The organism is Streptomyces sp. LN549, from assembly GCF_043203805.1.
GTDB lineage: Bacteria > Actinomycetota > Actinomycetes > Streptomycetales > Streptomycetaceae > Streptomyces.
This window is the reverse complement of sequence record NZ_JAZHRI010000002.1, coordinates 4,902,189-4,928,921: the sequence shown is the minus strand read 5'-3', so window position 1 is coordinate 4,928,921 and position 26,733 is coordinate 4,902,189. Positions and strand designations below refer to the sequence as shown.

The following is a 26,733-nucleotide window of genomic DNA, read 5'->3' as shown; positions in this document are numbered from 1 at the left end:
GGTGGGGCGGTGTGACGCCGCCCCACCCCTGTGTCCGGTGTCCGGTCAGCCCGTCGTGCAGGCCCTCCCGTTCAGCTTGACCGTGCCGGGGTCGACGGCCGCGCCCGAGACGCTGCTGTTGAACCCGAAGTCGACCGCCGCGCCCGGTGCGAGGGTGCGGTTCCAGGACAGCGGTGCGGCGGTGACCGTCCGCCCGTACTGGGCGAGTTCGGCGCTCCAGGTGTGGCTGAGCTTCTGGTCACCCGGCAGCAGCCAGGTCAGGGACCAGGGGGTGAGCGCCTGGGTTCCGGTGTTCTTCACCGTGACCGTGGTCGTGGAGCCGGTGCTCCACGGGTGCGAGGAGTACGTGACGCGGCAGGAGCGGGCCGGGCCTTCCCCGTCACCGGCGTCGTCCAGGTAGGACGCGACGAAGGCCAGCGGCGCGTTCCAGTTGACGGCGACCTCGTTGGTGGCGTACGAACCGTTGTCGTCGAGGTAACACATCGCCGCCGCACAGCCGTTGAGCTTGGCCGCGGCCTCCGGGTCCCCGGAGGTGGGGGCGGTGAGGTTCGGCCCGCCCGCGAGGGAGCCGGCGGGCGGGTGGGGCAGGGCGGGGTCGCTCTGGTGCGCCCAGACCCGGTGGTGCTGGTTCTCGGAGCTGCGCTCGCCGTACCCGGTGACGTACGACTGGTTCAGCGGGTTGCGCCCGAAGAGGTAGTCGGCGCCGCGCAGTACGGCGTCGCGGTATCCCGCTTTCCCGGTGAGGTCGGCCGCGGTGGCCAGCACGATCATGTTGTTGAGCACCTGGCTGTTGGAGCCCCAGACGTAGTTCTGACCGACCGGGGCGTACGGGACGCCGTACAGCTGGTCCTCCGTCTGGGCGGCGTAGCGGTCGGCGGCCGTGGTCACCACGGAGCGGACCTGTGCCAGCTGGTCGGCGGTCAGGTCGTTGGGCACGGTGGCCAGGGTCAGCACGCCGAGTCCGGCGGTCCCGCCCCACCACATGCCGCCGTCGGCCGGGAAGGCCGCGTCGGTGTCGCCGTGCAGGGGCGAGTCGAGGAGCGCCTGGCGGTAGGGGGCGGCGCCGGTGGTGGTGAAGAGTTCGGCGGCGGCCCAGTAGAACTCGTCGGATACGTCGTTGTCGCTGTACGTCCCGCCGCCGGTCCCGTCGTTGGGGTCGGCGAGCACGTCCGGGTGGGCCTTCGCCGCGGTCCACGCCGTCTCGGCGGCCGTACGGCAACGGTCGGCGAACTCCGCGTCGTACGGGGCGAAGAGCCGGGCGCACTGGGCGGCCGCGGCGGCCAGGTTGAGTGTCGCGGCGGTGGACGGCGGGTGCAGCTCGCGCTGCTGGGGGTCGAGATGGGGCATCATCGGCAGGCCGGTCCACTGGGCGTCGTGCATCTTGTGGTGGACCATTCCGGCGAGCGGCTGCCCGGCCGGGACCTGCATGCGCATCATGAAGTCGAGCTCCCAGCGCGCCTCGTCGAGGATGTCCGGCACGTTGTTTCCGTGCTCGGGCACCTGCAGCGCGCCGTCGCCGAGTTCGGCGGACTCCGCTCCGTCGGCCGTCAGGGTCCGCTCGTAGGTGTCCATCAGTTCGGCGACCGCGATGCCGCCGTTGACCACGTACTTGCCCTGGTCGCCGGCGTCGTACCAGCCGCCCCGCACATCGAGCCGGTAGTCGCAGACTCCCGGCTGGCAGGGTACGTCCGTGTCGCCCTTGTTGGGGGCGACGCCGAGGTGTCCGGCCGGGCGTGCGTACTGCTCGCCGACGAGGCCGGCGTCGATCTCGATGCCGCTGCGGTTCTGGTAGAAGTACGCGAGCGAGTCGCTGCGCAGGGTGTCGTACAGGTCGGACCGGATCGAGAACGGTTCGCTGACCTGCCCGTCCGCCTCGACGGTGTAGCCGTCACCGGCGGTCGTGACGTCGCTGAAGTCGAACGTGTGGACGTTCTGGCGCGAGGTCGGGTCCACTCCGCCCGGGACGGTGGTGCCGGTGGCGGCGGCCGATCCGTCGGCGGCCCTGAGGGTCCAGGGCAGCGGCTCGGTCGCCTCGGTGACCAGGGTGCCGCTCTTGGGGCCCTGCGGGAGGTAGCCCACCTGGTTGACGCGGACGGTCGATCCGGTGTCGGGCACGTACACGGGCGGCTCCGCGCCGCCGCGCAGGGACACGTCGTCGAGACAGAAGGTGGCCGCCTCGTCGCTGCCGCCTATCTGGAAGGCGAGCTGGGCGGCGTCGCGGTCCGCGGTGGCGGTGAAGACATGGGTGACGGGGGCCGCATCCGTGCCGATCGAGTCGGTCGCGGAGAGGTCCGTGGTCCACGGGTCGGTGGCCATCTGCACATTGGTGTGGATGGACAGCGGGGTGGTGGAGGTGGCCGTGTAGGTGAGGCTGTACGTCTCCCCCGCGACGAGCGGGATGTCGTTCTGGCCGACGATCACGTCCCACGGGTTGGCCGTTCCGGCCGGTACGTCGGTGCAGAGCCGGCCGTCCGTGACGGCGGCGGCGGTGTTGGCGGTCCACCACCAGGGCGCGGTGCCGGCGGCGAAGTCACCGTTGGTGATCTGCTCCGGGGCCGGGTCGGGGTCCTCGGCGGCGGCGCCGGGTGCGGCGAGGGCACCGCCGAACAGTGCGGTGAGGGCTAATGTCCCGAGCACACGGCGCCCGCGCCGGGCGCGGGTGCGACCGGTGGGGGACGGGGGCGGAGAGGCGTTCACCGGGGGCCTTTCGGTAGAGGTCGACGGTCCGACACGTGACGAATGAGCGGTGGGAACGCTCCCACAAGCAGTGAACACAGCCGGGGAGGCACCGTGGGAGCGTTCCCACACCGCCGTACCGCCATTGTGAAGCCGGTGACGTTTGTTGCGCCAGGGTCGCGACAGCACGAGCTGGCGGACCGCCCTCGCGCAACGGGCGGGGGCGGGATGCCGTGTCCCGGCATCCCGCCCCCGCCCGTTGCGCCCGCACACGACCGCCGAGGCCCCTACGCGTCGAGAATCGTCCGCCACTCCCTGACCGCCGCCGCGTCCACCGGACCCGACCAGCCGCCCGGCCGGGCGGCTCCGCCGATGTGGACGGCGTCGATGCCCGCGCCCAGCAGCTCCGGCAGGTGCTCCAGCCGCAGGCCGCCGCCGACGAGGATCTGCGGCTCGTACCCCGGCTCACCCTTGCGGGCCGCCTCGACCAGCAGCGTGGGGATGCCGTCGTCCACCCCGGCGGCCGAACCCGCGGTGAGGTACGTGTCCAGGCCCGGCAGGTCGGCGAGGGCCTTGCGCAGGGCGTCCCGGTCGGCGGCGCGGTCGATCGCGCGGTGGAACGTCCACCTGCAGCCGTCCAGCTCGGCGACGATCCGCTCGACCGCGACGAGGTCGGGGTGGCCGTCCTCGTCCAGGAAGCCGAGCACGAACTCGTCCGCACCCTCCGCCCGCAGTTCACGCGCCTTGCGTACGAGTACGCCGACGTCGCCGGCCGCGAAGCCGTCCGCCACCCTGAGCATCACCCGCAGCGGAATGTCCACCGCGGCGCGGATCGCCGCGAACGTCGCGCAGGACGGGGTGAGGCCGTCCGCCGCCATGTCGGTGACCAGCTCAAGCCGGTCCGCACCACCCGCCTGGGCAGCGACCGCGTCCTCCGCGTCGAGAGCGATCACCTCCAGGACTGCACGGTTGCTCATGGGAACCCAATCCTCCAGGAAGCATCTATAGGTCTAGTCCAATGCCAGCCTACGGGGCGGTAGGCCGAGAGCGCAGCCTCACCGCGAACGTGAACATACGCGAGGCCGGACGCGCGACAGGCGACCGGAGGCGCGCGGTCCGCACTTCCACGAGGAATCGCCCTTGCGCCCACATAGGGGCAGGGGGTATACCTGAGTCAGTAATACATACCCCCCAGGGGTATGGAGCCATCGAATGAGGAGGCCCCGTGTCCGCGCAGACCGCAGCCACCACCGGCACCGCTGTCCCCAGCGGCACCGCCGGTACCGGCGTCGCCGCAGAGGTCGAGCTCGCGATCGGCGGCATGACCTGTGCCTCGTGCGCGGCCCGGATCGAGAAGAAGCTCAACCGGATGGACGGGGTCGAGGCCACCGTCAACTACGCCACCGAGAAGGCCAAGGTCAGCTACCGGGGCGAGGACGTCTCCGTGCAGGACCTGATCGCCACGGTCGAGAAGACCGGCTACACAGCGCAGGAGCCCGCTCCCCCGGTACGGACCGGCGACGCGCCCGCCGAGGCGACGGACGAGCTCCGCCCGCTGCGGCAACGGCTGGTCACCGCTGTCCTGCTCGCGGTGCCGGTCATCGCGATGGCGATGATCCCGGCGCTCCAGTTCGACAACTGGCAGTGGCTCTCCCTCACCCTCACCGCCCCGGTCGTCACCTACGCAGCCTGGCCCTTCCACCGCGCCGCGTGGACCAACGCCCGGCACGGCGCGGCCACCATGGACACGCTGATCTCGGTCGGCACCTCGGCCGCGTTCCTGTGGTCGCTGTGGGCACTGTTCTTCGGCACCGCCGGGATGACCGGCATGACGCACCCCTTCGAGCTGACGATCGGCCGCAGCGACGGCTCCGGGAACATCTACCTCGAAGCAGCCGCCGGAGTCACCGCGTTCATCCTGGCCGGGCGCTACTTCGAGGCCCGCTCCAAGCGGAAGGCGGGCGCCGCGCTGAAGGCGCTGCTCGAACTGGGCGCGAAGGAGGTCACCGTCCTGCGCGACGGCCGCGAGGTCACCGTGGGCACGGAGGATCTCCGGGTCGGGGACCGGTTCCTGGTCCGCCCGGGCGAGAAGATCGCCACGGACGGCACCGTGGTGGAGGGCAGTTCGGCGGTGGACGCGTCGATGCTCACCGGTGAGTCCGTCCCCGTCGAGGTCACGGTCGGCGACGCGGTGACCGGCGCGACGCTGAACGCCGGCGGCCGGCTCGTCGTCGAGGCGACCCGGATCGGCGCCGACACCCAGCTGGCCCGGATGGCGAAGCTGGTCGAGGACGCGCAGAACGGCAAGGCGGCGGCGCAGCGGCTGGCCGACCGGATCTCCGCGGTGTTCGTCCCGGTCGTGATCGCGCTCGCGCTCGGCACGCTCGGCTTCTGGCTGGGCAGCGGGGAAGGGCTGACGGCCGCGTTCACGGCTGCCGTCGCCGTACTGATCATCGCCTGCCCGTGCGCCCTGGGCCTCGCCACCCCGACCGCCCTCATGGTCGGCACCGGACGCGGGGCCCAGCTCGGCATCCTGATCAAGGGCCCCGAAGTGCTGGAGACCACGCGTCGGGTGGACACCATCGTCCTCGACAAGACCGGCACCGTCACCACCGGCAGGATGACCCTCCAGGCCGTCCACACCGCCGACGGAGTCACCGAGACCGACGTCCTGCGCCTCGCCGGCGCCCTCGAACACGCCTCCGAACACCCCATCGCCCAGGCCGTCGCCACCGGAGCCACCGACCGCACCCAAGCACCCCTCCCCACCCCCGAGGACTTCGCCAACATCCCCGGCCTCGGCGTCCAGGGCGTCGTCGAGGGCCACGCTGTCCTCGTCGGCCGCGAGCAGCTGCTGACCGAGTGGGAGATCCACCTGCCCGTGGAACTGGCCCGCCGCAAGGCCGAAGCGGAGGCCGCGGGCCGGACCGCGGTCACGGTCGCCTGGGACGGTGAGGCGCGAGCGGTCCTGGAGGTGGCCGACGCGGTGAAGGACACCAGCGCGGAGGCGATTCTGCGGCTGCGCGCACTCGGTCTGAAGCCGATCCTGCTGACCGGCGACAACCGGGCGGTGGCGGAGGCGGTCGCGGCCGAGGTCGGCATCGACGAGGTGTACGCGGAGGTCATGCCGCAGGACAAGGTCGACGTCGTCAAGCGCCTTCAGGCGGAGGGCCGTTCGGTCGCGATGGTCGGTGACGGCGTGAACGACGCGGCCGCCCTCGCCCAGGCCGACCTGGGCCTCGCGATGGGCACGGGCACGGACGCCGCGATCGAGGCCGGCGACCTGACCCTGGTGCGCGGGGACCTGCGGGCCGCCGCGGACGCGATCCGGCTGTCGCGCAGGACGCTCGGCACCATCCGTACGAACCTGTTCTGGGCCTTCGCCTACAACGTGGCGGCGCTGCCGCTGGCCGCGACGGGTCTGCTGAACCCGATGATCGCGGGCGCGGCGATGGCGTTCTCGTCGGTGTTCGTGGTCGGCAACTCGCTGCGGCTGCGCGGGTTCCGGGCGAAGGCGTAGCGCCCCCGCCCTCCCCGCGGGCGGCCGGACTCAGCTTCCGACGGGGAGCCGGGCCTCCGGCCGTCCGCTGCCGCGTGCGATGCGCTCCTCGAGCCGCGCCCGGCGGTCCGGCCACTCGTCCGCCGTGATCGAGAAGACCGCGGAGTCCCGCAGGAGCCCGTCCTCGCCCGGGGCCCACGACCGGGACCAGTTCCGCAGCACGCCCTCGAAGCTCGCTCCCGCCGCTTCGATCGCGGCCCGGGAACGGCTGTTGCGGGCATCCGTCTTCAGGTCGACGCGTGCCACCCCCCACACCTCGAACGCATGCCGGAACAGCAGGTACTTGGCCTCGGCGTTGATCCCCGAACCCTGGGCGGAGGCGGCGAGCCAGGTGAAGCCGACCTCGATCGCGCTCAGCGTGTTCTCGTCCAGCCAGTACCGGGGCTCCCAGTACGCCGTGGCCCCGACCACCCGCCCGGACGCCCGGTCCACCTGGACGTAAGGGGACAGCTTTCCGGCGGCGGCGCGGGCGAGCTGGGCGTCGATGTACCCGTCGACCTCGTCGGGGCCGGGCACCCACGTGAACCGGTACGAGCTCCGGTCCTCCTCGGCCGCCCTGAGCAGACCCTCGGCATGACGGTGCTCCAGCGGCTCCAGGCGCACGCGCACGCCCTCCAGAACCGGCCCTTCCAACGCGAAAGCCATCGCTCACCCATCCAGTCGCTCGGACGCTTCGTACGCGGGCGCGGACCCGCGTGCCGAGCGTTCCAGAGACACCAGGCCGTGTCCTGCGAATATCACCGCGCCCGCGCTCACCTCCCGGCGCGCACGAACCGCACCACCGTCCCCGTGCCCGCCTGTGCCGCCGCCGCCAGCGCCGGTTCGGGGACCACGCCCACCACCGGGTAACCGCCCGTCGTCGGATGGTCGTTGAGGAACACCACCGGGCGGCCGTCCGGCGGCACCTGGACGGCGCCGAGCACCATGCCCTCGCTGGGCAGTTCACCCGTACGGGAACGCTCCAGCGCCGGGCCCTCGGTGCGCAGGCCGATGCGGTTGCTCTGCGCGGAGACGCGGTACGCCTCGGTGGTGAGCGTACGGAGAGCGGCGGGCGTGAACCACGTGTGGCGGGGGCCGAGGTGCACCGGGAGCACGAGCACGGCGGGCGCGCCCGGCCACGGCACCGCGTCGACGGGCGGTGCGCCGGCCGGCGGGGGCGGCCCCAGCGGCAGCACGTCCCCGTCGCGCAGGGGCGCCGGGCCCAGCCCGGAGAGCAGGTCGGCGGATCTGCTGCCGAGCACCAGCTCCGCCGCCACGCCGCCCGCGAACGCCAGGTAGCTGCGCAGCCCGTGCACGGCGGGCCCCACGTCCAGCACCGCACCCGCCGGCACGTGCACCGCGGCCCCCCACGCCACCGGCCGCCCGCCCACCGCCACCCGGCACGGCGCACCGCCGACGACCACACGCACGGCGCGGTCCGGGCGGACGGCACAGCCGGTGGCGGTCGTCTCCAGGACCGCGGCGGTGACCGGGTTGCCGGCCAGCCGGTTGGCGAGCGCGGCAGCGGGCGCGTCCAGGGCGCCCGCCCGTCCGACCCCCAGGTGCGCGAGTCCGGCGCGGCCCTCGTCCTGCACCGTGGTCAGGGCCCCGGCGCGCACGACCTCGACGGACCCCGTCACCGCGCCGCCTCCACGAACCGCACCCGCGCGCCCGGCCCCAGCAGGGCGGCCGGTTCGCGGTGCGGGTCCCACAGCGGGCCGGGGTCCGGCATCCGGCCGATGAGCTGCCAGCCGCCGGGGGACGGGCGCGGGTACACCCCGGTGTACGGGCCGGCCAGCGCGACCGCGCCCGCCGGGACCCGGGTGCGCGGCGTCGCCCGGCGCGGCAGGTGAAGGTGGTCCGGCAGGCCGGTCAGATAGCCGAAGCCGGGGGCGAACCCGCAGAAGGCGACCCGGAATTCGGTTCCGGAGTGCATGCGGGGCACGTCGGCGACGGCCACTCCCCATGCCTCGGCCACGTCGGCCAGATCCGGCCCGTCGTAGACGACGGGGAGCTCCACCGCCGCGGTCGTGTCGCGGAGCGGCGGCGGTATGTGCCAGGTCCGCAGCTCCCGGGCGAGCGCGGCCGTGCCCCGCGCGATGCCGTCGAGCAGCACCGTCCGCTCGCCGGGCACGATGTCGCGCACGTACGGCAGTCCGCCCGCCGCGCGGCGCCGCAGCACCTCCGCGTGGAACGCCTCCGTGTCCTCCCGGCCGTCGAGCTCGACCAGCAGCGCCCGTGGCCCGGCGGGCAGCACGACGAGCGGCGGGCCGGTCCGTCCCGCCGTACTCATGCGAACGCCCGTACCGTGACGCCCGCCTCTTCCAGCGCGGCCCGGACCCGCCGGGCGAGCGCGGCGGCCCCCGGGGTGTCGCCGTGGACGCACAGGGAGCGGGCGACGACGGGTATCCGGCCGCCGTCGGCCCCGGTCACACACCGGTCCACCGCGAAGCCCACGCTGCGGCGAACGACCTCGTCCGCGTCGTGCACCACCGCGCCCGGCTCCCCGCGCGGCACGAGCGTGCCCTGCGGGGTGTACGCACGGTCGGCGAAGGCCTCCTCGACGGCGGTCAGACCACCCTCTGCGGCCCGTACGAGGAGCCGGGAGCCGGGCAGTCCGAGGACGGCCGGGTCCCCGCCCGCCAGCCGGACGCCCTCGATCACGGCGGCGGCCTGCTCGTCGTCCCGGACGGTGCGGTTGTAGAGGGCGCCATGCGGTTTGACGTACGAGACGCGGGACCCGGCAGCCTCCGCGAACACCCGCAACGCACCGATCTGGTACGCGACTTCGGCGGCCAGTTCGGCAGCCGGCACATCCATGGCGCGGCGCCCGAAGCCCGCCAGGTCGCGGTACGAGACCTGCGCGCCGATCCGTACGCCCCGGGCGGCCGCCGAGTCACAGACCCGCCGCATCACCGAGGCGTCCCCCGCGTGGAAGCCGCACGCCACGTTGGCGCTGGTCACACACGCGAGGAGCGCCTCGTCGTCGGTGAGCGTCCAGCGTCCGAAGCCCTCGCCCAGGTCCGCGTTGAGGTCCATCACCGCGACCGGCTCACCCAGCGGGTCCAACCCGTCCGTCCTGCCGGGCAGGTTCGTCATATTCGTCACGGGCGCACCGTAGCGCCCGTCCCGGCCGGCAGGCCCTCGCGTCTCGGACGGCCTCTCAGTCGAAGAGGGAGAGCTCGCGCTCCCGGACACCCTCCAGCTCGTACCGCGTCCCCACCAGCGGGCGACCCGCGCACAGCCTGATCAGCGTCGCGCCGTCGCCCCGGTACCGCCCGGGGGCCCGGCCGTCCCGCTCCGCACCGATGACCACGTTCTGCCCGCTGTCCGTGAGCTCCGCGACGAGCAGCGGCACCTTCCGGCGCAGGGAACGCGGGACGAGGAGGCCGAGCGCGTGCGGCAACCCCGGGCCCTCGTACGCTCCGGCCAGCCCCCATGCCGCGCGTACGTCCCCGGCGTGCACCCACTCCCCCAGCGCCACCGCGTCCAGCACCCCGCCCGCCGCGGCGATCACCGGACCGGCGTCGGTCATCCCCCGCTCCAGTTCGTCCACCACCTGCGTGTCCGTCCAGCCGGCCCGTTCGGCGATGTCCCGGTCGTTGCACTCGGGGCTGAACACATCCGGCCCGAACCGGCTCTCCACCACCCGGCTCAGCACGGACCCGCAGTGCGCGAGCACGTCCCGCACCGTCCAGCCCGGACACGCGGTACGCAGTTCGAAGTCGCCGTCCGCGGCGGACCGCAGCAGCGGGAGAAGGGCATCCCGCTCGGTGCGCAGGAGGAGACCTGGCAGCTCGGGATCACGTTCGTCAGCCATGCACCCAGCTAATCATCGTTCACCCGTCGCCGTTCGAAGCCCTGCACTATTCGCAGTCATTCAACTACCCTCGGAATCAAGAGTGTTGGCAGATCTCTGACGAATCATGGAGCCATCGTGTCCCCGTTGTTCGACCTTGCCGGCCAACTTGCCCCTCACTTCTCCTTCTTCGCCGGCCGCATGGTCGACGGACTGATGGACAGCACCGTGCAACGCATCGCCGACCGGAGCGTGGACGCGGGCGAGGGCGCCTTCCGCGGCCTCGTCGGCGGGGGCGGACAGGACCCGGACGACGAGGCCGGTCCCACCGCACCGGACGCCGCCGAACTGGACCGTCTGCTGAACCAGTTGACCGACACCGATCGGGCGCGGCTCGCGGCGGCGCTGGCCACGTGGCTGAACGGCCCACCCGGCCATCACGATCTCGTGGACCTGCTGCGTGCCCCGGAGCCCGCGCCCGCCCCGTCCGTCTCGGTCACCTCCCGGGGCAATCACAACACCGTGATCGGGAGCGTCGGAAACTTCAACCAGCATCTGAGAGACGACCGGCCGTGAGTCAGGACCCAGGCGGCCGGGGAGACGTCTCCAACCAGTCGTTCGGTGCCAACAACACGGTGGTGGGAAGGGCCGACACCCTTCTTCAGATCTTCACCCAGCGCGCCTCCTTCGTCACGGGCTGGCTGTTCCTGCTCCTCGCCGTCGCCCTTGCCGGCTACGCCATCTGGAACTGGCCCGGCGGCTCTCGCAGCCAGTACGTCGCCTTCTTCGCCTTCCTGCTGCTCGCCTTCCTCGCCTCCGTCGTCCACATCAGCCTGCGCCGGCCCGACCGCGGCGCGGCGCCCGGACCGCAGGGGCGGGGCACCAAGGACGGCTCGGGGCTCCGGCTTCCCGACCTGCTCCTCGTCGCCTCACTCGTCTGTGCCCTGATCAGCTGGTGGGCGTTCCAGAACGTCGTGCGGAGCGGTGAGGTGGCGGCGACGTTCCATGTGCGCGGGGCCCAGCCGCTGACCGGCGCCCCGGACAGCGTGCTCACCCTGACGATGGCCCAGCCGGACCGTGCCGACCGACGAGCCCGGCTGCGTCTCACCCTGGAGATCGGAGAGGACGACCCGGACGCACCGGCCTGCTCCCACAAGACGAGGGTCGTGCTCACCGCGGTCACCGACAGCGTCACCCCGCGCAGGGCCGAACTGCCCGCCCGGTCCACCACCGACTTCGGCCTCGGTGATCTCGCGGACCGGGCCGATGTGACCTTCGAGCTGCGGGTGCGGACCGCCGAGGGCTGCGCCCTTCGGCTGGTGCACCGGCAGGGCGTCCTGCACAACGACTGACGGACAACTCACACGGAGCGAGGTATGAGATGGCAGGACCAGCTCAGCGCCGCTGGGCGGCCCTCACCGCAGCGGCCCTCCTGTACGTGACCGCGACCGGATGCAGTTCCGACCCCCCGTCGATCCTGGGGAACGACACGGAGGTGGGAGCCAAGAGCGACCAGCCGGGCACGAGCTTCTCCCCGCACGACGGCGAGTACAACGGCTTCGACATCGCCGTCGTCGGAACGCTCATGAACATGCTCGGCTACGACACCCCGCGGTTCAGCGGTGTGCTGTCCAAGAACAGGGCCCGTCTGCTGCACGACGGGGACGTCCAACTGGTGGCCGCGACGTTCTCGATCACCCCGACCCGGATGGCGCCCAAGAGCAAGGGCGGCGACGACCTCGACTTCGTCGGCCCGTACGCCTCCACCCACCAGGGCTTCCTCGTCCGTGCGAACGACCGGAGCATCCGAAACCTGGGCGATCTCGACGGCAAGGTGGTCTGTGTCTGGGAGGGCACGACCTCCGCCAACGAGCTCAGCAAGGCGGCGTACGACAAGATCGTCAAGCGTACGGAGGACGACGCCAACTACTGCGTGAACGCGCTCAGGGAGAAGGAGGTCGACGCGGTCTCCACGGACCAGCTGATCCTCTACGGGTTCATGCAGGTCAACCCCTCGCTCAAGGTCGTGCCCGGCATCAAGTTCGGGGAGCCCAACGACTACGGCATCGCCATGGCCAAGGGGCACCGCAAGGACTGTGTCCGGCTCCGCGACAAGCTCACGGAGTACGTGCGCCAGGCGACCTCGTGGGAGCGCGATTTCCAGAACAGCCTCCCCGCCGTTCCCAAGGCCGTTCGGGACGAGGCCAAACCCACCGAGGCCGAGATCTCGGCCCTGTCCTGCGTGGACGAACCGGGCGCCAGTACTGACGACTGACCGGCACCGGTCCTCCCGGCCCCCTTACAGTCGCCCCATGACCGACAGCGCCCAGAGTCTCCGCATCCGCTGGCAGGAAGCCCTCGTCGCCGCCCGGGGCGGCGACGAGGGGCCCGACCCGCTGCCGTACGCCGACAACCTCCTGGCGCGGTGGGCCGAGCCCCAGCGGCGCTACCACACCACCGCCCACCTGACGGCGGTCCTCGACCACGTCGACACGCTCGCCGGTCATGCCGCCGACGCGGACGCGGTCCGGCTGGCCGCCTGGTTCCACGACGCGGTCTACCGGCCCGACCGCTCCGAGAACGAGGAGCGCAGCGCCGTCCTCGCCGAGCGCGCCCTGCCCGAGGCGGGGGTGCCCGCCGCGACCACCGCCGAGGTCGCCCGACTGGTCCGGCTCACCGTCTCGCACGACCCGGCCGACGGCGACGGCAACGGCGAGGCCCTGTGCGACGCGGACCTCGCGATCCTCGCGGCACCGCCCAAGGAGTACGCGCAGTACGCGGCCCGGGTGCGCGAGGAGTACGGCTTCGTCCCCGCGGAGGCGTTCCGGGAGGGCCGGGCGGCGGTGCTGCGGCAGCTTCTGGAGCTGCCGCGGCTGTTCCGTACCCCGCACGGGGCGGCCGAGTGGGAAGCGCGGGCCCGGCACAACCTGAGCACGGAGCTGGAGCTGCTCACGCACTGAGCGCGCACTCGCGCCGGGGCGGGCGGGGAATGCCACGGGTCATTTCGCTGTTGGCACCTGTCATGCCCGACTCTGCCACTCGCCGCTCCCGTATGCCCCTGGCCGTGTACATCCTCGGCCTCTCGGTCTTCGCCCTCGGCACGAGCGAGTTCATGCTCTCCGGGCTGCTGCCACCCATCGCCGATGACATGAACGTGTCGATCCCGCGCGCCGGGCTCCTCATATCCGCGTTCGCGATCGGCATGGTGGTCGGCGCCCCGCTCCTCGCCGTGGCCACGCTCCGGCTGCCGCGGCGCACCACGCTCATCGCGCTGATCTCCGTCTTCGGCCTGGGCCAGGTCGCGGGGGCGCTCGCGCCGACGTACGAGGTGCTCTTCGCGTCCCGGGTGGTCAGCGCGTTCGCGTGCGCCGGGTTCTGGGCGGTCGGCGCTGCCGTCGCCATCGCGATGGTGCCGGTGAACTCCCGGGCCCGCGCGATGGCCGTGATGATCGGCGGGCTGTCCATCGCGAACGTGCTGGGGGTGCCGCTGGGTGCCTTCCTCGGCGAGAACCTGGGCTGGCGGTCGGCGTTCTGGGCGGTCGGGGCGGCCTCCGCCGTGGCGCTGGCCGGGGTGGCGACGATGATCCCCCGTATCCCGCTGCCGGACGAGAAGCCGCAGCTCAAGCGGGAGCTGGGGATCTACCGCGACCGGCAGGTGTGGCTCTCCATCGTGCTGACCGCGCTCGCGGCGGGCGGGGTGTTCTGCGCGTTCAGCTATCTGGCGCCGCTGCTGACGGACGTCGCCGGTCTGGACTCGGGCTGGGTGCCGACCGTGCTCGCCCTGTTCGGGATCGGTGCGCTGGTCGGTACGACGATCGGCGGCCGGGTCGCGGACGCGCACCTCTTCGGGGTGCTGCTGAGCGGTATCGCGGCGTCGACGGTGTTCCTGGCCGCGCTGGCGCTGTTCGCGTCGAACCAGGCCGCCGTGATCGTGCTCTCGTTCCTGCTGGGCCTGTCGGCGTTCTACACGGCTCCGGCGCTGAACGCCCGGATGTTCAACGTCGCGGGCGCCGCCCCGACCCTGGCGGGCGCGACGACCACCGCCGCGTTCAACCTGGGCAACACCGGCGGCCCCTGGCTGGGCGGCACGGTGATCGACCTGGACTTCGGTTTCGAGGCCACCGCGTGGGCGGGGGCGGCGATGACCGTGCTGGCGCTGGTGACGGTGGTCTTCTCGCTGCGGTTGCAGCGCAGCCGCGCTTCGTCGTCCCGGCTGGTGGCGGGTGCCCCGGCCACGGCGGCGCAGGACGCGGCGGTGGTGTGCGCGCCCTCGTCCGCCGGCTGAGCGGACTCAGCCCGGCGCGGGCCGGCCCTTGGGGCGGCGCAGGCCCGCGTCGGTGATCCGGCGGACCAGTTCCTTGGAGCCGATCTGCCGGGCTCCGGCCCGTACCGCGTCCTCGTAACGCGCTTCGGGTACGTCGTAGTGGTCGCGCTCGAAGGCGCGGGGCGGGCAGCCGATGGACGCCGCGAAGGCGTGCAGTTCGTCGAAGGACACATCGCTGACCAGGTGCGACCAGAACCGCCCGTGCCCCGGCCAGTCCGGCGGATCGATGTAGACGGTCACGGCCGCAGTATCCCGCTGAGCGCACCGACCGGGGCCACGGCGACCGTCGCCTTCGTGCAGACCCAGTGCGGGTCCGGGCCGAGCTCCGGCTCGACGTCGAGGGCGTGCGGGTCGCCCGCGTCGCAGACCGGGCACAGCGGCCAGCGGCCGTACTGCTCCAGCAACGCGTCCTGGACGTCCTGGGCGACGAGACCGACGACGAACTCCACGCCCTCCGGCCACTGCTCGACCCACCAGCGCCGGTGCGTCACCGCGTCCTCGACCAGCGAGACGATCTGCGCCTCGGCGACGTCTCCGGCGGCGAGATCGGCCATGACCAGTGCGCGGGCGGTGTGCAGTGCCTGCTCCAGGGGGTTCAGCTCCATGCAGCCATTGTCCACCTGCGCGCCGCACGTCCGTCGCGCCGCTGTCGTGCCCTCGTCCTGCCAGAGGTCGGGACCAAAGGGGGGTTGACGGACACGGGGGTTGAAAATATCTTTCAAAGGTGACCAATGACCTGAAGGAAAGTTTCAGCGCTGATTCGCCGCCCGCCCCGGCAGCCCTCGCGGCCAAGGTGCGGACGCTCGCGCCGTCCATGACCCGCTCCATGCAGCGGGTCGCCGAGGCCGTCGCCGGCGACCCGGCCGGCTGCGCTGCCCTGACGGTCACCGGTCTCGCCGAGCTCACCGGCACCAGCGAGGCGACCGTGGTCCGCACCGCCCGCCTCCTCGGCTATCCCGGCTACCGCGACCTGCGCCTCGCGCTGGCCGGTCTCGCCGCTCACCAGCAGTCCGGCCGGGCGCCCGCCGTCACTGCGGACATAGCGGTCGACGACCCGATCGCCGACGTGGTCGCCAAGCTGGCCTACGACGAGCAGCAGACCCTCGCCGACACCGCCGCCGGGCTCGACACCGTTCAGCTCGGTGCCGTCGTGTCCGCGGCGGCCACCGCCCGCCGGATCGACATCTACGGCGTGGGCGCCTCCTCGCTCGTCGGTCAGGACCTGGCGCAGAAGCTGGCCCGTATCGGTCTGATCGCCCACGCCAACATGGACCCGCACCTCGCGGTGACCAACGCCGTGCAGCTGCGCTCCGGCGACCTGGCCATCGCGATCACCCACTCCGGATCGACGGGCGACGTCATCGAGCCGCTGCGCGTCGCCTTCGACCGCGGCGCGACGACGGTCGCGATCACGGGCCGCCCCGACGGCCCGGTCACGCAGTACGCCGACCACGTACTGACCACGTCCACGGCCCGCGAGAGCGAGCTGCGCCCGGCCGCCATGTCGAGCCGTACGAGCCAGCTCCTGGTCGTCGACTGCCTGTTCATAGGAGTCGCACAGCGTACGTACGAGACGGCGGCCCCGGCCCTCGCCGCCTCCTACGAGGCGCTGGCCCACCGCCACAACCCCCGCACCCGCTGACCAGCGGCACGCACCCGCACCCGCACCCGCACCCGCACCCGCAGAACCGTACGAGTTCAAGAAAGCAGAGCCGCTCTCCATGACCTCCCTCACCGACGCCGACGCCACCACCCCCGACGGTTACGGCGAACTGCGCGCCCAGCTCGCCACCCTCACCACCGAGGCCTTCCGTCCCGAGCTCGCCGAGATCGATCAGCTGGCCACCTCCGAGATCGCCCGGATCATGAACGGCGAGGACCGGACCGTCCCGGCCGCCGTCGCCGAGCGGCTGCCCGAGATCTCCGCCGCGATCGACGCCACCGCGGCCCGCATGGCCCGCGGCGGCCGGCTGATCTACGCGGGCGCGGGCACCGCGGGCCGGCTCGGCGTGCTGGACGCCAGCGAGTGCCCGCCCACCTTCAACACCGACCCGGCCGACGTGATCGGTCTGATCGCGGGCGGCCCGTCCGCCATGGTCACCGCCGTCGAGGGCGCCGAGGACAGCAAGGAGCTGGCCGCCGCCGACCTCGACGCGCTGGGCCTCACCGCCGACGACACCGTGGTCGGCATCTCCGCCTCCGGCCGCACGCCGTACGCGATCGGGGCCGTCGAGCACGCCCGCGCCAAGGGCGCCCTGACCATCGGCCTGTCCTGCAACGCGGACTCCGCGCTGGGCGCCGCCGCCGAGCACCCCCTGGAAGTCGTCGTCGGCCCCGAGCTGCTCACCGGCTCCACCCGGCTCAAGGCGGGCACGGCCCAGAAGCTCGTCCTCAACATGCTCTCGACGATCACGATGATCCGGCTCGGCAAGACGTACGGAAACCTCATGGTCGACGTCCGCGCCTCCAACGAGAAGCTGCGCGCCCGTTCCCGGCGGATCGTCTCACTGGCCACCGGCGCCTCCGACCCCGAGATCGAGGCCGCGCTGGCCGCCACCGACGGCGAGGTGAAGAACGCCATCCTCACCATCCTCGGCCAGGTCGACGGCCCCACCGCCGCCACGCTGCTGTCCGCGTCGGACGGTCACCTCCGCGCCGCGCTCGCCGCCGCCCCCCGCACCACCTGACCTCCCGCTCCACCTCCGCTCCCCCGCACAGCAAGGCACCACGCACCATGGCTACAGAAGACAAGAACCGCGCCACTGCCGCCGCGATCCTTCCGCTCGTCGGTGGCGCCGCGAACGTCAGCTCCATCGCCCACTGCATGACCCGGCTCCGGCTGGGCCTGCATGACCGTTCACTCGTCCAGGACGAGGCACTGAAGGCCGTGCCCGCCGTCATGGGTGTGGTCGAGGACGACACGTACCAGATCGTTCTCGGTCCCGGTACGGTCGCCCGCGTCACCCCTGAGTTCGAGAAGCTCGTCGAGGAGGGCAAGGCCTCGGCCCCCGCCCCGGCCGCGCCCTCCGCCCCGCTCTCGGCGGAGGAACTGGCCGCGCAGGGTGCCGAGATGAGGGCGGCCCGGAAGGCGAAGAACGCCACGCCGTTCAAGCTGTTCCTGCGCCGCATCGCCAACATCTTCGTGCCCCTGATCCCGGCCCTGATCGGCTGCGGCATCATCGCGGGCCTCAACGGCCTGCTGGTCAACCTCGGCTGGCTGACGTCGGTCACCCCGGCCCTGGCGGCGATGGCGTCCGGCTTCATGGCGCTGATCGCGGTCTTCGTCGGCTACAACACGGCGAAGGAGTTCGGCGGCACACCGATCCTCGGCGGTGCGGTCGCGGCCATCATCGTCTTCCCGGGCGTCGCGAACATCGAGGCGTTCGGCCAGAAGCTCTCCCCCGGCCAGGGCGGCGTCCTCGGCGCCCTGGGCGCCGCGGTGCTCGCGGTGTACGTGGAGAAGTGGTGCCGTCGCTGGGTCCCGGAGGCGCTGGACGTCCTGGTCACCCCGACGCTGACGGTCCTGATCTCCGGTCTGGTGACGATCTTCGGCCTGATGTACGTGGCGGGTGAGGTCTCCACCGCGATCGGTACGTTCGCCGACTGGCTGCTGTCCAACGGCGGCGCGGGCGCGGGTCTCGTCCTCGGCGGCTTCTTCCTCCCGCTGGTCATGCTGGGCCTGCACCAGGCGCTGATCCCGATCCACACCACGCTGATCGAGCAGCAGGGCTACACGGTCCTGCTCCCGATCCTCGCCATGGCCGGTGCCGGCCAGGTCGGTGCGGCCATCGCGGTCTTCTTCCGCCTCCCGCGCAACGAGTCGATCCGCCGGACGATCAAGTCCGCCCTGCCCGCAGGCTTCCTGGGCGTCGGCGAACCGCTGATCTACGGTGTCTCGCTGCCGCTGGGCCGCCCGTTCATCACGGCGTGCGTGGGCGGTGCGTTCGGCGGCGCGTTCGTCGGCTTCTTCAACCAGCTCGGCGACGCGGTGGGCTCCACCGCGATCGGCCCGTCGGGCTGGGCCCTGTTCCCGCTGCTGGACGGCAACCACGGCCTGGGCTCGACGATCGCGATCTACGCGGGCGGCCTGCTGGTCGGTTACCTGGCGGGCTTCGTCGCCACGTACTTCTTCGGCTTCAGCAAGGACCTGCTGGCGGAGTTCAACGTCTCCCAGGAACCGGCCGCCTCCACGGTCGCGGCCACCGGCCCGGCCACGGTCGGCGCCGGCCCGGAGACTCCCGCGAAGGAACCTGCGGGGGTCTGACGGACCGCACATCAACATAACGGGAAGGGCGGCACCGAAACGGGTGTCGCCCTTCCCGCTGCCCGGCAGGGGCGGGCGGACACCCTTCCGCCCCGGAGTCGCGTCACCACTCAACGTAATCAATGCCTTACGGTTCGTGACGAGCGGTCATGATCATCATGCCCGTCCGACACCCCTGGAGACTTTCATGCGACACCTCTTCACCAAGGCCGCGAGCCTCGCGGCCGTGGCGATGCTCGCGTTCACCGTGGCCCAGCCCGCCCAGGCCACCCAGACCCGCGAGGGGGCGCGCAATGCCGCCGTCGCGCCCGCGTACTTCGAGATGACGGACATCACGCGGAGCACGTTCATCGTGAAACTGGTCAATGAGCGCGAGATCAACCATGCGCGGGACCTGGTGAGCGGCGCCACGGACGACGAGCCGCACGTCATCGGCCGCATCGTGAAGCGCTCGGCCGGCTACAACCCGCAGTGGAGCTTCCACTATGACCCGCAGACGGTCCAGTTCTTCAACTACACCATCGAGGTCTGCGACGCGACGGTGCCGTACGTCGAGGACCACCTCGACGAGGCCGGCGGCGCCTTCCTGCCCGGAAACGTCTTCTGCCCCTGGACCTCGACGCTCGTCCGCGAAGTTCCCGCCCCGTAAGGCGGATCGCGTGGCGTAAGGGCGGCTCCCCTGCCGAGGGGTGCCGCCCTTTCCGCGTTCACCGGCCGGAGGGGGCAGGCTCGACGGACCGGCTCCCCACCCGGACGGTGACTAGCCCGATCCCCCCGCAGCACACCGCAAGCAGCAGCAGTTCCGCTGCCGACGGAGCGGAGGCGCTGCCCAGGGCCCAGTCGCCGAGGCGGACGGTGAAGGGGACGGCCAGTTGCACGGCGGCCGTGAAGACCGGGCCGCGGAGCAGGATGAGCCGGTGCTGTACGAGGTAGGCGGGTGCGTAGACGGCAGCGCCCAGCAGCACGATGCCGCCCGTCGCGGCGAGGGTGGGCGGGTGTGCGATGAGTGCGGGCAGGGACATGGGCAGCAGCAGACAGGTGGCGGCGGCGAGGAGCACCGGCAGCACTGCGAGCGGCGGCAGCCCGGACAGCCGGTCCCGGTAGAGGAATCCGTACACCGCGAAGGCCACCGTCGCGGCCGCCACCAGCAGCAGCCCCACCGCGTCCAGATCCCCCGCGTCGGCCCCCAGCGCCGCGTATCCGGCGGCCGCCGCGCAGGCCAGGAGCGCGCCCGCCGCCTTGCGCGGCCCGGACCGTTCGCCGAAGAACAGCGCACCGACCGCCACCGAGGCGCACGGCATCAGCGCGACGACGAGGTTGGTGAGCGAGGTCCCGATGCGCGGGATGGCGAGGAGCGTGCCGGCCGCGTACCCGGCGAAGCCGAGGAGGCCCAGCAGCCACACGGTCCCCGGCCGCGCGGCGGCCCGCCGCAGATCGGCCCTGCCGCTCGCGGACGACACGGCGACGGCGGTCAGGACCAGGCAGCACACGGCGGTACGGCCCACCGCCACGGTCAGCGGTTCCGTGCCGGTGACCAGGGCGCCAGAGAGCAGCCAGGTCCCGGCGAGCAGCAGTACGAGCACACCCGGCATCGGTGGCCTTTCCTTGCGGGGAAGGGGGAGGAGATCAGCGGCCGGCCGGAGCCCGGTCCCTGACCATCCCCACCAACGCCTCGTGCGTCTCCCGGTCCGCCGCCGCGATCAGACCGCCCGCTCCGGTGTGCAGCGGCTGGCCGTGGATGCCCGTCACCACGCAGCCGGCTGCCTCGCAGAGCGCGATCCCGGCGGCGAAGTGCACGCTGTCGCGCAGGTCCCCGTCAGTGACGTACGCGGCCCTGCGGCCGGCGGCGACCCAGGCCACGGCCAGCGTGGTGGAGACGACGCGCGGCCGGAACCGCTCGGTGAACTCCGGGGCGGCGAGGAGGTGTACTGCCCTGAAGTCCGGCGCGTTGGGGAACGGTGGGTCGAGGTTGATGTCGACCAGCCGGGAGCCGGGCGAGGGCGACAACTCCTCGTCCAGGCCGTCCTTACGGACGCGGGCGTGTGCACCGTCGGTCCAGAACACCTCGCCGCTGAACGGGTCGGCGGATGCGGCAGCCGTGATGCCGGACCCCACTCGCAGGGCGACGTTCACCGCGACCAGCATGTTCTGCACGGCGTAGTTCAGCGTGCCGCACAGCGGATCGACCAGCCATCTGCGCTCCGCACCGTCCGCGCCGGTGTGTCCGCTCTCCTCACCGGTCACGGCGTCATCGGGGCGGGCGGTCCGCAGCACGTCGAGGACGGCCTTCTCCGCCGCGAGGTCCGCGGCCGTCGCGAAGTCACCGCCGGACTTGTCCACGCGACGCAGCGAGGTCCCGTACATGTCGCGGACCACCGCCGCGCCCGCTTGTGCTGCCCTGACGGCCAGTTGCGCATCGGTTTCCGTCCTCATGCTCACCATGCCCGCAGGCTATCGGCGGCTCTCCCGGGCGGTGCCCGGGGCCGGCCCTCCCCGGGTCAGGACGAGCGGCCGCCGAACTGCCAGTTGTGCACCTCGATGTCGGCGTAGCGGCCCTGGGTCAGGATGCCGCGTGCCGCGTCCGGGTCCGGAGCCCGGACCAACGCCGCCGTGCCGAGCCAGGTGGCGCCGTCGTCGGACAGCAGCGGCCCGTACGCGATCAGTTCGTCCCTGCCCGGCGGCACCTCGAGGTCGACGGCCTGCCCGTCCCCGGTGCCGATGCCGAGCACCAGATAGCGGTTGCCGCCGGTCGGGCCGCCGGGGAAGTCCCACATGGTGCGGCCCAGCGCGTTGCGCCAGCGCCGGAGCAGCACGTCCCGGTAGACACCGGCCTGGTAACCGGGTTCGTCGAAGGCGAACGCGCGGGCGGCGACCGGATCGGGCACGTCGACGATGTGCATGCTGCCGGTGGGGGTGTCGCCGACGAGGGTCGGCCCCCGGGCGATCATCTCCTTTGCGTACCCGTCCATGTAGGACCAGTGCTCTTCCAGCAGTTCGTCACGCAGCGCCATGGAACCTGGCCGGTCGCGGTGATAGCAGAGAAACTCCATGCTCGAAGAATCCCTTCCGTACGTGGCCAGGTCGAGCGGGTTTCACTGATATCACCGCGGCAGCTGCCCCTGCCGGTTGATCTCCGTGACCCGCGCCCGCAGAGCGAGCCCCGGCGGAGCCGGCCGGACGGCGTCAGGCGGACAGTCCCACTCCGCGCCGCCTCCGGGTGGCCGCAGTTGCACATACGGGCCGACCCGTCCCATGACCCGGCCCACCCGCCCGTCCCGCACATCGACGACGAACGCCCCCCGCTCCGGCACGGAGCCCTCCGGACCACAGCCGCCCTCACCTGCCATGTCCGGCCGCCTTCCCGCACTGCGCCCTGTCCCGCTCCTTCATCTCCATGATCCATTCATTCCACGCCGAGTAATCGAAATGCGTACCAAGCGCATCTATTCGTACCGAGCGTGCCCGTTCTCCCGACGGCCAGGAAGAGGCACAGGCCGCGCCCGGGGCCGCAGCGGGGTCGCCCTGCCCCTTCCGTATCGAAGTACGAGACGAATCGTCCCACTCCTCAAGACAGTTGATACGGTCCCCCATACGCCGGGCCGGGCCTGGCCGGGCCACCGAGAGGAAGGTGCGGCACATGCCGAAGACCGTGATCCACGTGTTCCACGACGACGACGCCTCGATCACCACAGGGACCCGCGTGGCTCAGCGCATCCAGGAGGTCGCCGCCGAGCACGACACCACCGTCGAGGTCCTGTGCTTCGGCCCGGCCCAGCGCCTCCTCGGCGACGCGGCTCCTTCCGGGGCGAGCGCGGACTTCAACCGGCAGGTCGACGAGCTGATAGCCGACGGCGTGACCGTGGGCGCCTGCGTCAACGCGGCCCGGGCCGACGGGACCGAGGCCGGGCTCGCCGGGCGCGGGCTGCGCCTGCGGGTGGCGCGGGACGAGTTCCTGCGCTTCACCCTGGAAGGCGCCACGGTCATTTCCTTCTGACGGGCACCCGGACCAGGCCGGGCCCGGGGGCCTGCGCCCCGGACCCGGCCTGATCCGAACAGAAGCCGCTAGCCGACCCGGGTGAACGTCCACTCGGGCGCACCCTGACCTGCGAGCGTCGCCCGGTCACCCTCGCGCGGAGTGAGCGTGCCCGTGAACGGAACCTCGGTGAGCCGGAGGGCGACCGGTGCGCCGTCCTCGTCCGGGCCGGCGATCGTCCACTGGTCCGGCGAGGAGCCGCACGAGCTCACGAACACCGGCGGCGGGAAGATCTTCAACGGCGACAGGCCCAGGCAGCGGGACTCGTCCCGGCCGCTGGCCAGTTGCACCGATCCGTTCGGCAGGTTGCGGACCTGCCAGACGGCGTCGTTGCCGCAGGCCCCGAGCTGACCGCCCACGAGACCCTCGTTGGACAGCAGACACGCACCGGTGCGCGCGTCCTGGATGAAGTAGGAGCCGTCGTCGGCGGCCTGGGACGGGGTGGCGAGCGCCATGACCGCCGCGGCGGACGCGGCGAGGGCAAGAATCGGGCGGATACGCACGGGACTCCTCGTACAGGTGGTGAGGGAGGGGAGTTCGGGCCGGAGGGCCCACCTCCCCAAGATCACAAACAATCGGAGTCCCGCCCCGCCGACACCACGCCAACAGCCGGGGCGCACTCACGGCACTCGCAGCACACAGGCGTACTGCGGCCGGCCCCGCACGCCCCGCACGCCCCGCGCCCACGGGCGGAGGGGTCCGGAGCCTGAGCCCCGGACCCCTCCGCTCACCACCACCGGTCGCGTCAGCCGCCTACGTACGCCGCCAGGTGCTCGCCCGTGAGGGTGGAGCGGGCGTCGACGAGGTCCGCCGGTGTGCCCTCGAAGACGACCTTTCCGCCGTCGTGGCCGGCCCCCGGGCCGAGGTCGATGATCCAGTCGGCGTGCGCCATCACGGCCTGGTGGTGCTCGACGACGATGACGGACTTGCCGGAGTCGACGAGCCGGTCGAGCAGGCCGAGCAGCTGCTCGACATCGGCGAGGTGGAGTCCGGTGGTCGGCTCGTCGAGGACGTAGACCCCGCCCTTGTCGCCCATGTGGGTCGCCAGCTTGAGGCGTTGGCGCTCGCCGCCGGACAGCGTGGTGAGCGGCTGGCCGAGGCTGAGGTAGCCGAGGCCGACGTCGGCGAGCCGGTCCAGGATGCGGTGCGCGGCCGGCAGGTGCGCCTCGCCCGCGCCGAAGAACTCCTCCGCCTCGGCCACCGACATCGCGAGCACCTCGCTGATGTCACGGCCGCCGAGCTTGTACTCCAGCACCGCGGGCTGGAACCGCTTGCCCTCGCAGTCCTCGCAGGGCGTGGCGACCCCGGCCATCATCGCCAGGTCCATGTAGATGACGCCGGCGCCGTTGCAGGTGGGGCAGGCGCCCTCGGAGTTGGCGCTGAACAGCGCCGGCTTCACGCCGTTCTCCTTGGCGAACGCCTTGCGGATCGGCTCCAGCAGTCCGGTGTACGTCGCCGGGTTGCTGCGCCGCGAACCGCGGATCGGGCTCTGGTCGATCGACACCACGCCCTCCCCCGCCGGAATCGAGCCGTGCACGAGCGAGCTCTTGCCGGAACCGGCGACGCCGGTGACGACGACGAGAACCCCGAGCGGTACGTCGACGTCGACCTTCCGCAGGTTGTTCGCCGTCGCGCCACGGATCTCCATCGCGCCGGTGGGCTTGCGCACCGTGTCCTTCACGGTGGCCCGGTCGTCGAAGTGACGCCCGGTGATCGTGTCGCCGGCCCGCAGCCCCTCGACGGTGCCCTCGAAGCAGATGGTGCCGCCGCCCGTGCCGGCGCCCGGGCCGAGGTCGACGACATGGTCGGCGATCACGATCGTCTCCGGCTTGTGCTCGACGACGAGCACCGTGTTGCCCTTGTCGCGCAGCCGCAGCAGCAGCTTGTTCATCCGCTGGATGTCGTGCGGGTGCAGACCGATCGTGGGCTCGTCGAAGACGTAGGTGACATCGGTGAGCGAGGAGCCGAGGTGGCGGATCATCTTGACGCGCTGCGCCTCGCCGCCCGAAAGCGTGCCCGCGGGCCGGTCGAGCGAGAGGTAGCCGAGGCCGATCTCCACGAACGAGTCGAGGGTCTGCTGCAGTGCGTCGAGCAGCGGCGCCACCGACGGCTCCTTGATGCCGCGCACCCATTCGGCGAGGTCCCTGATCTCCATCGCGCACGCGTCGGCGATGCTGATCCGCTTGATCTTCGAGGAACGGGCGCCCTCGCTGAGCCGCGTACCGTCGCACTCGGGGCAGGTGGTGAAGGTGACCGCCCGCTCCACGAACGCCCGGATGTGCGGCTGCATCGCCTCCTTGTCCTTGGACAGGAACGACTTCTGGATCTTGGGGATCAGCCCCTCGTAGGTGAGGTTGACGCCGTTGACCTTGACCTTGACCGGCTCCCCGTAGAGGAAGTCCTGCAGTTCCTTCTTGGTGTACTTGCGGATCGGCTTGTCCGGGTCGACGAAGCCGGACTGGGCGTAGACCTGCACCGTCCACTGACTGTCCGACTTCCAGCCGGGGATGGTGAACGCGCCCTCGGAGAGCGATTTGGTGTCGTCGTAGAGCTGGGTGAGGTCGATGTCCGAGACCGATCCCCGGCCCTCGCAGCGCGTACACATGCCGCCGGTGCGGTGGAAGGTCGCCTTCTCCGCCTTGGTCCTGTTGCCGCGCTCGACGGTGATGGCGCCGCTCGCCCGGACCGACGCGGTGTTGAAGGAGTACGCGCTGGGCGGGCCGATGTGCGGCTTGCCGAGCCGGCTGAACAGGATGCGCAGCATCGCGTTGGCGTCGGTGGCGGTGCCGACCGTGGACCGGGGGTCGGCACCCATCCGCTGCTGGTCGACGCTGATCGCGGTGGTCAGCCCTTCGAGCACGTCGACCTCGGGCCGCGCCATCGTGGGCATGAAGCCCTGCACGAAGGCGCTGTACGTCTCGTTGATCAGCCGCTGCGACTCCGCGGCGATCGTGCCGAACACGAGTGAGCTCTTGCCCGAGCCGGAGACACCGGTGAACACCGTCAGCCGGCGCTTGGGGATCTCGACGCTGACGTCCTTGAGGTTGTTCACGCGCGCGCCGTGCACACGGATCAGATCGTGGCTGTCGCCCGCGTGCGGAGCGGCCGACGCCGTGTCCGCCCTCTTGGCCCTGGTCATCGTGTCTCCATCTGTTGGCGGGACCGCTCTCGCGGTCCCGTCGGCCTCGTGCGGGTCACAGCTGTGTGGCCGGGGGACGGCTCAGCGCCGTTCCTGGATGCGGATCAGGTTGCCGGCGGGGTCGCGGACGGCGAAGTCGCGTACGCCGTAGGGCTGCGTGGTCGGCTCCTGGACGATCTCGGCGGTGCCGGCCTGCACCTTCTCGAAGGTGGCGTCGAGGTCGGCCGTGTCCAGGAGGACGCGGGCGAAGGTGCCCTTGGCCATCATCGCGACGACGGTGGCCCGCTCCTCGTCGGTGACGGACGGATCGGCGTACGGAGGCTCCAGGACGAGGGACGTGCCGGGCTGGTCTGCGGGGCCGACCGTGATCCAGCGCATCGCGCCCTGGCCGACGTCGCCCCGTACCTCGAAGCCGAGCACGTCGCGGTAGAAGGCCAGCGAGGCGTCGGGGTCGTTGTGCGGAAGGAAACTGGAGTGAATTTTGATGTCCATGTCCTTCACGCTAATCCGGCTTCCTGACCGGCGCTTCTCGATTCCTGACCGGTCGCGTCACCTGCTTCTCCAGACACGACGGCACCCCCGCCGAAGCCTGCGCGGCCTGCTCCGCCTGACGCCGGTAGACGCTGGGCGACACTCCGACCAGTTCGGTGAAGCGGGTGCTGAAGGTGCCGAGCGACGAGCAGCCGACCTCGAAGCAGATCTCGGTGACACTGAGATCGCCGCGGCGCAGCAGGGCCATCGCCCGCTCGATGCGCCGCGTCATGAGATAGCCGTACGGGGGCTCGCCGTAGGCGCGCCGGAACTCCCGGCTGAGATGCCCGGCCGACATGTGCACCCCGCGGGCGAGCGCCTCGACGTCCAGCGGTTGCGCGTACTCCCTGTCTATGCGGTCCCGGACGCGGCGGAGCCGCGCGAGATCGCTCAGGTGTTGCGCGGGGTCGGTTCTGCTGGTCACCTGTG

Annotated in this window: 28 protein-coding genes; 11 read left to right on the top strand and 17 right to left on the bottom strand. The window is 72.0% G+C overall.

What is annotated here, in order from left to right:
• Positions 1-45 precede the first annotated feature (45 nt).
• The gene (locus tag SH922_RS22300; RefSeq protein ID WP_393059658.1) at positions 46-2,637 is read right to left on the bottom strand and encodes a glycoside hydrolase family 9 protein; all 2,592 of its coding nucleotides are present in this window, start codon (positions 2,635-2,637) and stop codon (positions 46-48) included.
• Positions 2,638-2,963: 326 nt separating this feature from the next.
• Entirely contained in the window at positions 2,964-3,653 is a 690-nt protein-coding gene (locus SH922_RS22295; RefSeq protein ID WP_393059657.1) for a copper homeostasis protein CutC, read from the bottom strand.
• Positions 3,654-3,901: 248 nt separating this feature from the next.
• Between SH922_RS22295 and SH922_RS22290 the strand changes: the two genes are divergently transcribed.
• Positions 3,902-6,196: a heavy metal translocating P-type ATPase gene (locus tag SH922_RS22290; RefSeq protein ID WP_393059656.1), complete on the top strand. Its 2,295-nt coding sequence runs from the start codon at positions 3,902-3,904 to the stop codon at positions 6,194-6,196.
• A gap of 30 nt (positions 6,197-6,226) precedes the next feature.
• Here the strand turns inward: SH922_RS22290 and SH922_RS22285 are convergent, their stop codons facing one another.
• The 5 genes from SH922_RS22285 to SH922_RS22265 form a co-directional block, all read right to left on the bottom strand.
• Positions 6,227-6,880 carry a GNAT family N-acetyltransferase gene (locus SH922_RS22285; protein ID WP_393059655.1) on the bottom strand — a complete coding sequence of 218 codons (654 nt, stop codon included), beginning with the start codon at positions 6,878-6,880 and terminating at the stop codon, positions 6,227-6,229.
• Positions 6,881-6,987: 107 nt separating this feature from the next.
• On the bottom strand, positions 6,988-7,854 hold the full coding sequence (locus tag SH922_RS22280) for a biotin-dependent carboxyltransferase family protein (protein ID WP_393059654.1): 867 nt from the start codon (positions 7,852-7,854) through the stop codon (positions 6,988-6,990).
• Complete coding sequence (locus SH922_RS22275; protein ID WP_393059653.1) at positions 7,851-8,507, bottom strand: allophanate hydrolase subunit 1; 657 nt, start codon at positions 8,505-8,507, stop codon at positions 7,851-7,853. The genes SH922_RS22280 and SH922_RS22275 overlap by 4 nt, the downstream gene beginning before the upstream one ends.
• Positions 8,504-9,253, bottom strand: coding sequence for a LamB/YcsF family protein (locus SH922_RS22270; RefSeq protein ID WP_393063652.1), 750 nt, complete (start codon positions 9,251-9,253; stop codon positions 8,504-8,506). The genes SH922_RS22275 and SH922_RS22270 overlap by 4 nt, the downstream gene beginning before the upstream one ends.
• Before the next feature lie 124 nt (positions 9,254-9,377).
• Positions 9,378-10,034 (bottom strand): maleylpyruvate isomerase family mycothiol-dependent enzyme, encoded by a 657-nt coding sequence (locus tag SH922_RS22265; RefSeq protein ID WP_393059652.1) that lies wholly within the window; start codon positions 10,032-10,034, stop codon positions 9,378-9,380.
• A 117-nt stretch (positions 10,035-10,151) separates the two neighbouring features.
• Between SH922_RS22265 and SH922_RS22260 the strand changes: the two genes are divergently transcribed.
• The 5 genes from SH922_RS22260 (at position 10,152) to SH922_RS22240 (ending at position 14,298) form a co-directional block, all read left to right on the top strand.
• The gene (locus SH922_RS22260) at positions 10,152-10,589 is read left to right on the top strand and encodes a hypothetical protein (protein WP_393059651.1); all 438 of its coding nucleotides are present in this window, start codon (positions 10,152-10,154) and stop codon (positions 10,587-10,589) included.
• Entirely contained in the window at positions 10,586-11,365 is a 780-nt protein-coding gene (locus SH922_RS22255; protein ID WP_393059650.1) for a hypothetical protein, read from the top strand. Before SH922_RS22260 ends, SH922_RS22255 begins: the two co-directional genes overlap by 4 nt.
• Positions 11,366-11,394: 29 nt before the next feature.
• Positions 11,395-12,288 carry a transporter substrate-binding domain-containing protein gene (locus SH922_RS22250; protein ID WP_393059649.1) on the top strand — a complete coding sequence of 298 codons (894 nt, stop codon included), beginning with the start codon at positions 11,395-11,397 and terminating at the stop codon, positions 12,286-12,288.
• A gap of 37 nt (positions 12,289-12,325) precedes the next feature.
• Positions 12,326-12,973 (top strand): hypothetical protein, encoded by a 648-nt coding sequence (locus SH922_RS22245; RefSeq protein WP_393059648.1) that lies wholly within the window; start codon positions 12,326-12,328, stop codon positions 12,971-12,973.
• 92 nt (positions 12,974-13,065) lie between these two features.
• The gene (locus SH922_RS22240; RefSeq protein WP_393063651.1) at positions 13,066-14,298 is read left to right on the top strand and encodes a Cmx/CmrA family chloramphenicol efflux MFS transporter; all 1,233 of its coding nucleotides are present in this window, start codon (positions 13,066-13,068) and stop codon (positions 14,296-14,298) included.
• A gap of 6 nt (positions 14,299-14,304) precedes the next feature.
• Here SH922_RS22240 and SH922_RS22235 read toward each other — a convergent pair whose 3' ends face one another.
• Together SH922_RS22235 and SH922_RS22230 are read right to left on the bottom strand one after the other, a co-directional pair.
• Positions 14,305-14,577: a DUF4031 domain-containing protein gene (locus tag SH922_RS22235; protein ID WP_393059647.1), complete on the bottom strand. Its 273-nt coding sequence runs from the start codon at positions 14,575-14,577 to the stop codon at positions 14,305-14,307.
• Positions 14,574-14,942, bottom strand: a complete 369-nt coding sequence (locus SH922_RS22230; RefSeq protein ID WP_393059646.1) for a hypothetical protein — start codon at positions 14,940-14,942, stop codon at positions 14,574-14,576. The genes SH922_RS22235 and SH922_RS22230 overlap by 4 nt, the downstream gene beginning before the upstream one ends.
• A 119-nt stretch (positions 14,943-15,061) precedes the next feature.
• On the opposite strand from SH922_RS22230, the gene SH922_RS22225 reads away from it, so the two are divergent.
• From SH922_RS22225 to SH922_RS22210, 4 genes are all read left to right on the top strand, one after another.
• Entirely contained in the window at positions 15,062-15,979 is a 918-nt protein-coding gene (locus SH922_RS22225) for a MurR/RpiR family transcriptional regulator (protein ID WP_393059645.1), read from the top strand.
• A 79-nt stretch (positions 15,980-16,058) separates the two neighbouring features.
• On the top strand, positions 16,059-17,024 hold the full coding sequence (gene murQ / locus SH922_RS22220) for an N-acetylmuramic acid 6-phosphate etherase (RefSeq protein ID WP_393059644.1): 966 nt from the start codon (positions 16,059-16,061) through the stop codon (positions 17,022-17,024).
• Between the two features lie 47 nt (positions 17,025-17,071).
• Entirely contained in the window at positions 17,072-18,601 is a 1,530-nt protein-coding gene (locus SH922_RS22215; protein ID WP_393059643.1) for a PTS transporter subunit EIIC, read from the top strand.
• 187 nt (positions 18,602-18,788) lie between these two features.
• A complete protein-coding gene (locus SH922_RS22210; protein ID WP_393059642.1) occupies positions 18,789-19,250 on the top strand; it encodes a calmodulin-binding protein in 462 nt (153 codons plus the stop codon).
• A gap of 58 nt (positions 19,251-19,308) precedes the next feature.
• Here SH922_RS22210 and SH922_RS22205 read toward each other — a convergent pair whose 3' ends face one another.
• The 4 genes from SH922_RS22205 to SH922_RS22190 are packed head-to-tail and all read right to left on the bottom strand — an operon-like array spanning position 19,309 to position 21,948.
• Positions 19,309-20,193, bottom strand: a complete 885-nt coding sequence (locus SH922_RS22205) for an EamA family transporter (RefSeq protein WP_393059641.1) — start codon at positions 20,191-20,193, stop codon at positions 19,309-19,311.
• A gap of 34 nt (positions 20,194-20,227) precedes the next feature.
• A complete protein-coding gene (locus SH922_RS22200; RefSeq protein ID WP_393059640.1) occupies positions 20,228-21,043 on the bottom strand; it encodes an inositol monophosphatase family protein in 816 nt (271 codons plus the stop codon).
• A 56-nt stretch (positions 21,044-21,099) separates the two neighbouring features.
• On the bottom strand, positions 21,100-21,651 hold the full coding sequence (locus SH922_RS22195) for a YciI family protein (protein WP_393059639.1): 552 nt from the start codon (positions 21,649-21,651) through the stop codon (positions 21,100-21,102).
• A 51-nt stretch (positions 21,652-21,702) separates the two neighbouring features.
• The gene (locus tag SH922_RS22190; RefSeq protein ID WP_393059638.1) at positions 21,703-21,948 is read right to left on the bottom strand and encodes a hypothetical protein; all 246 of its coding nucleotides are present in this window, start codon (positions 21,946-21,948) and stop codon (positions 21,703-21,705) included.
• A 290-nt stretch (positions 21,949-22,238) separates the two neighbouring features.
• On the opposite strand from SH922_RS22190, the gene SH922_RS22185 reads away from it, so the two are divergent.
• Positions 22,239-22,595 (top strand): hypothetical protein, encoded by a 357-nt coding sequence (locus SH922_RS22185; protein WP_393059637.1) that lies wholly within the window; start codon positions 22,239-22,241, stop codon positions 22,593-22,595.
• A gap of 68 nt (positions 22,596-22,663) precedes the next feature.
• On the opposite strand, the gene SH922_RS22180 is transcribed toward SH922_RS22185, so the two are convergent.
• The 4 genes from SH922_RS22180 to SH922_RS22165 form a co-directional block, all read right to left on the bottom strand.
• Positions 22,664-23,137 carry an RICIN domain-containing protein gene (locus SH922_RS22180; protein WP_393059636.1) on the bottom strand — a complete coding sequence of 158 codons (474 nt, stop codon included), beginning with the start codon at positions 23,135-23,137 and terminating at the stop codon, positions 22,664-22,666.
• 242 nt (positions 23,138-23,379) lie between these two features.
• Positions 23,380-25,773, bottom strand: coding sequence for an ATP-binding cassette domain-containing protein (locus SH922_RS22175; RefSeq protein ID WP_393059635.1), 2,394 nt, complete (start codon positions 25,771-25,773; stop codon positions 23,380-23,382).
• Positions 25,774-25,854: 81 nt separating this feature from the next.
• Entirely contained in the window at positions 25,855-26,265 is a 411-nt protein-coding gene (locus SH922_RS22170) for a VOC family protein (protein ID WP_393059634.1), read from the bottom strand.
• 10 nt (positions 26,266-26,275) lie between these two features.
• Entirely contained in the window at positions 26,276-26,728 is a 453-nt protein-coding gene (locus SH922_RS22165; protein WP_330828902.1) for a helix-turn-helix transcriptional regulator, read from the bottom strand.
• Positions 26,729-26,733: the final 5 nt, after the last annotated feature.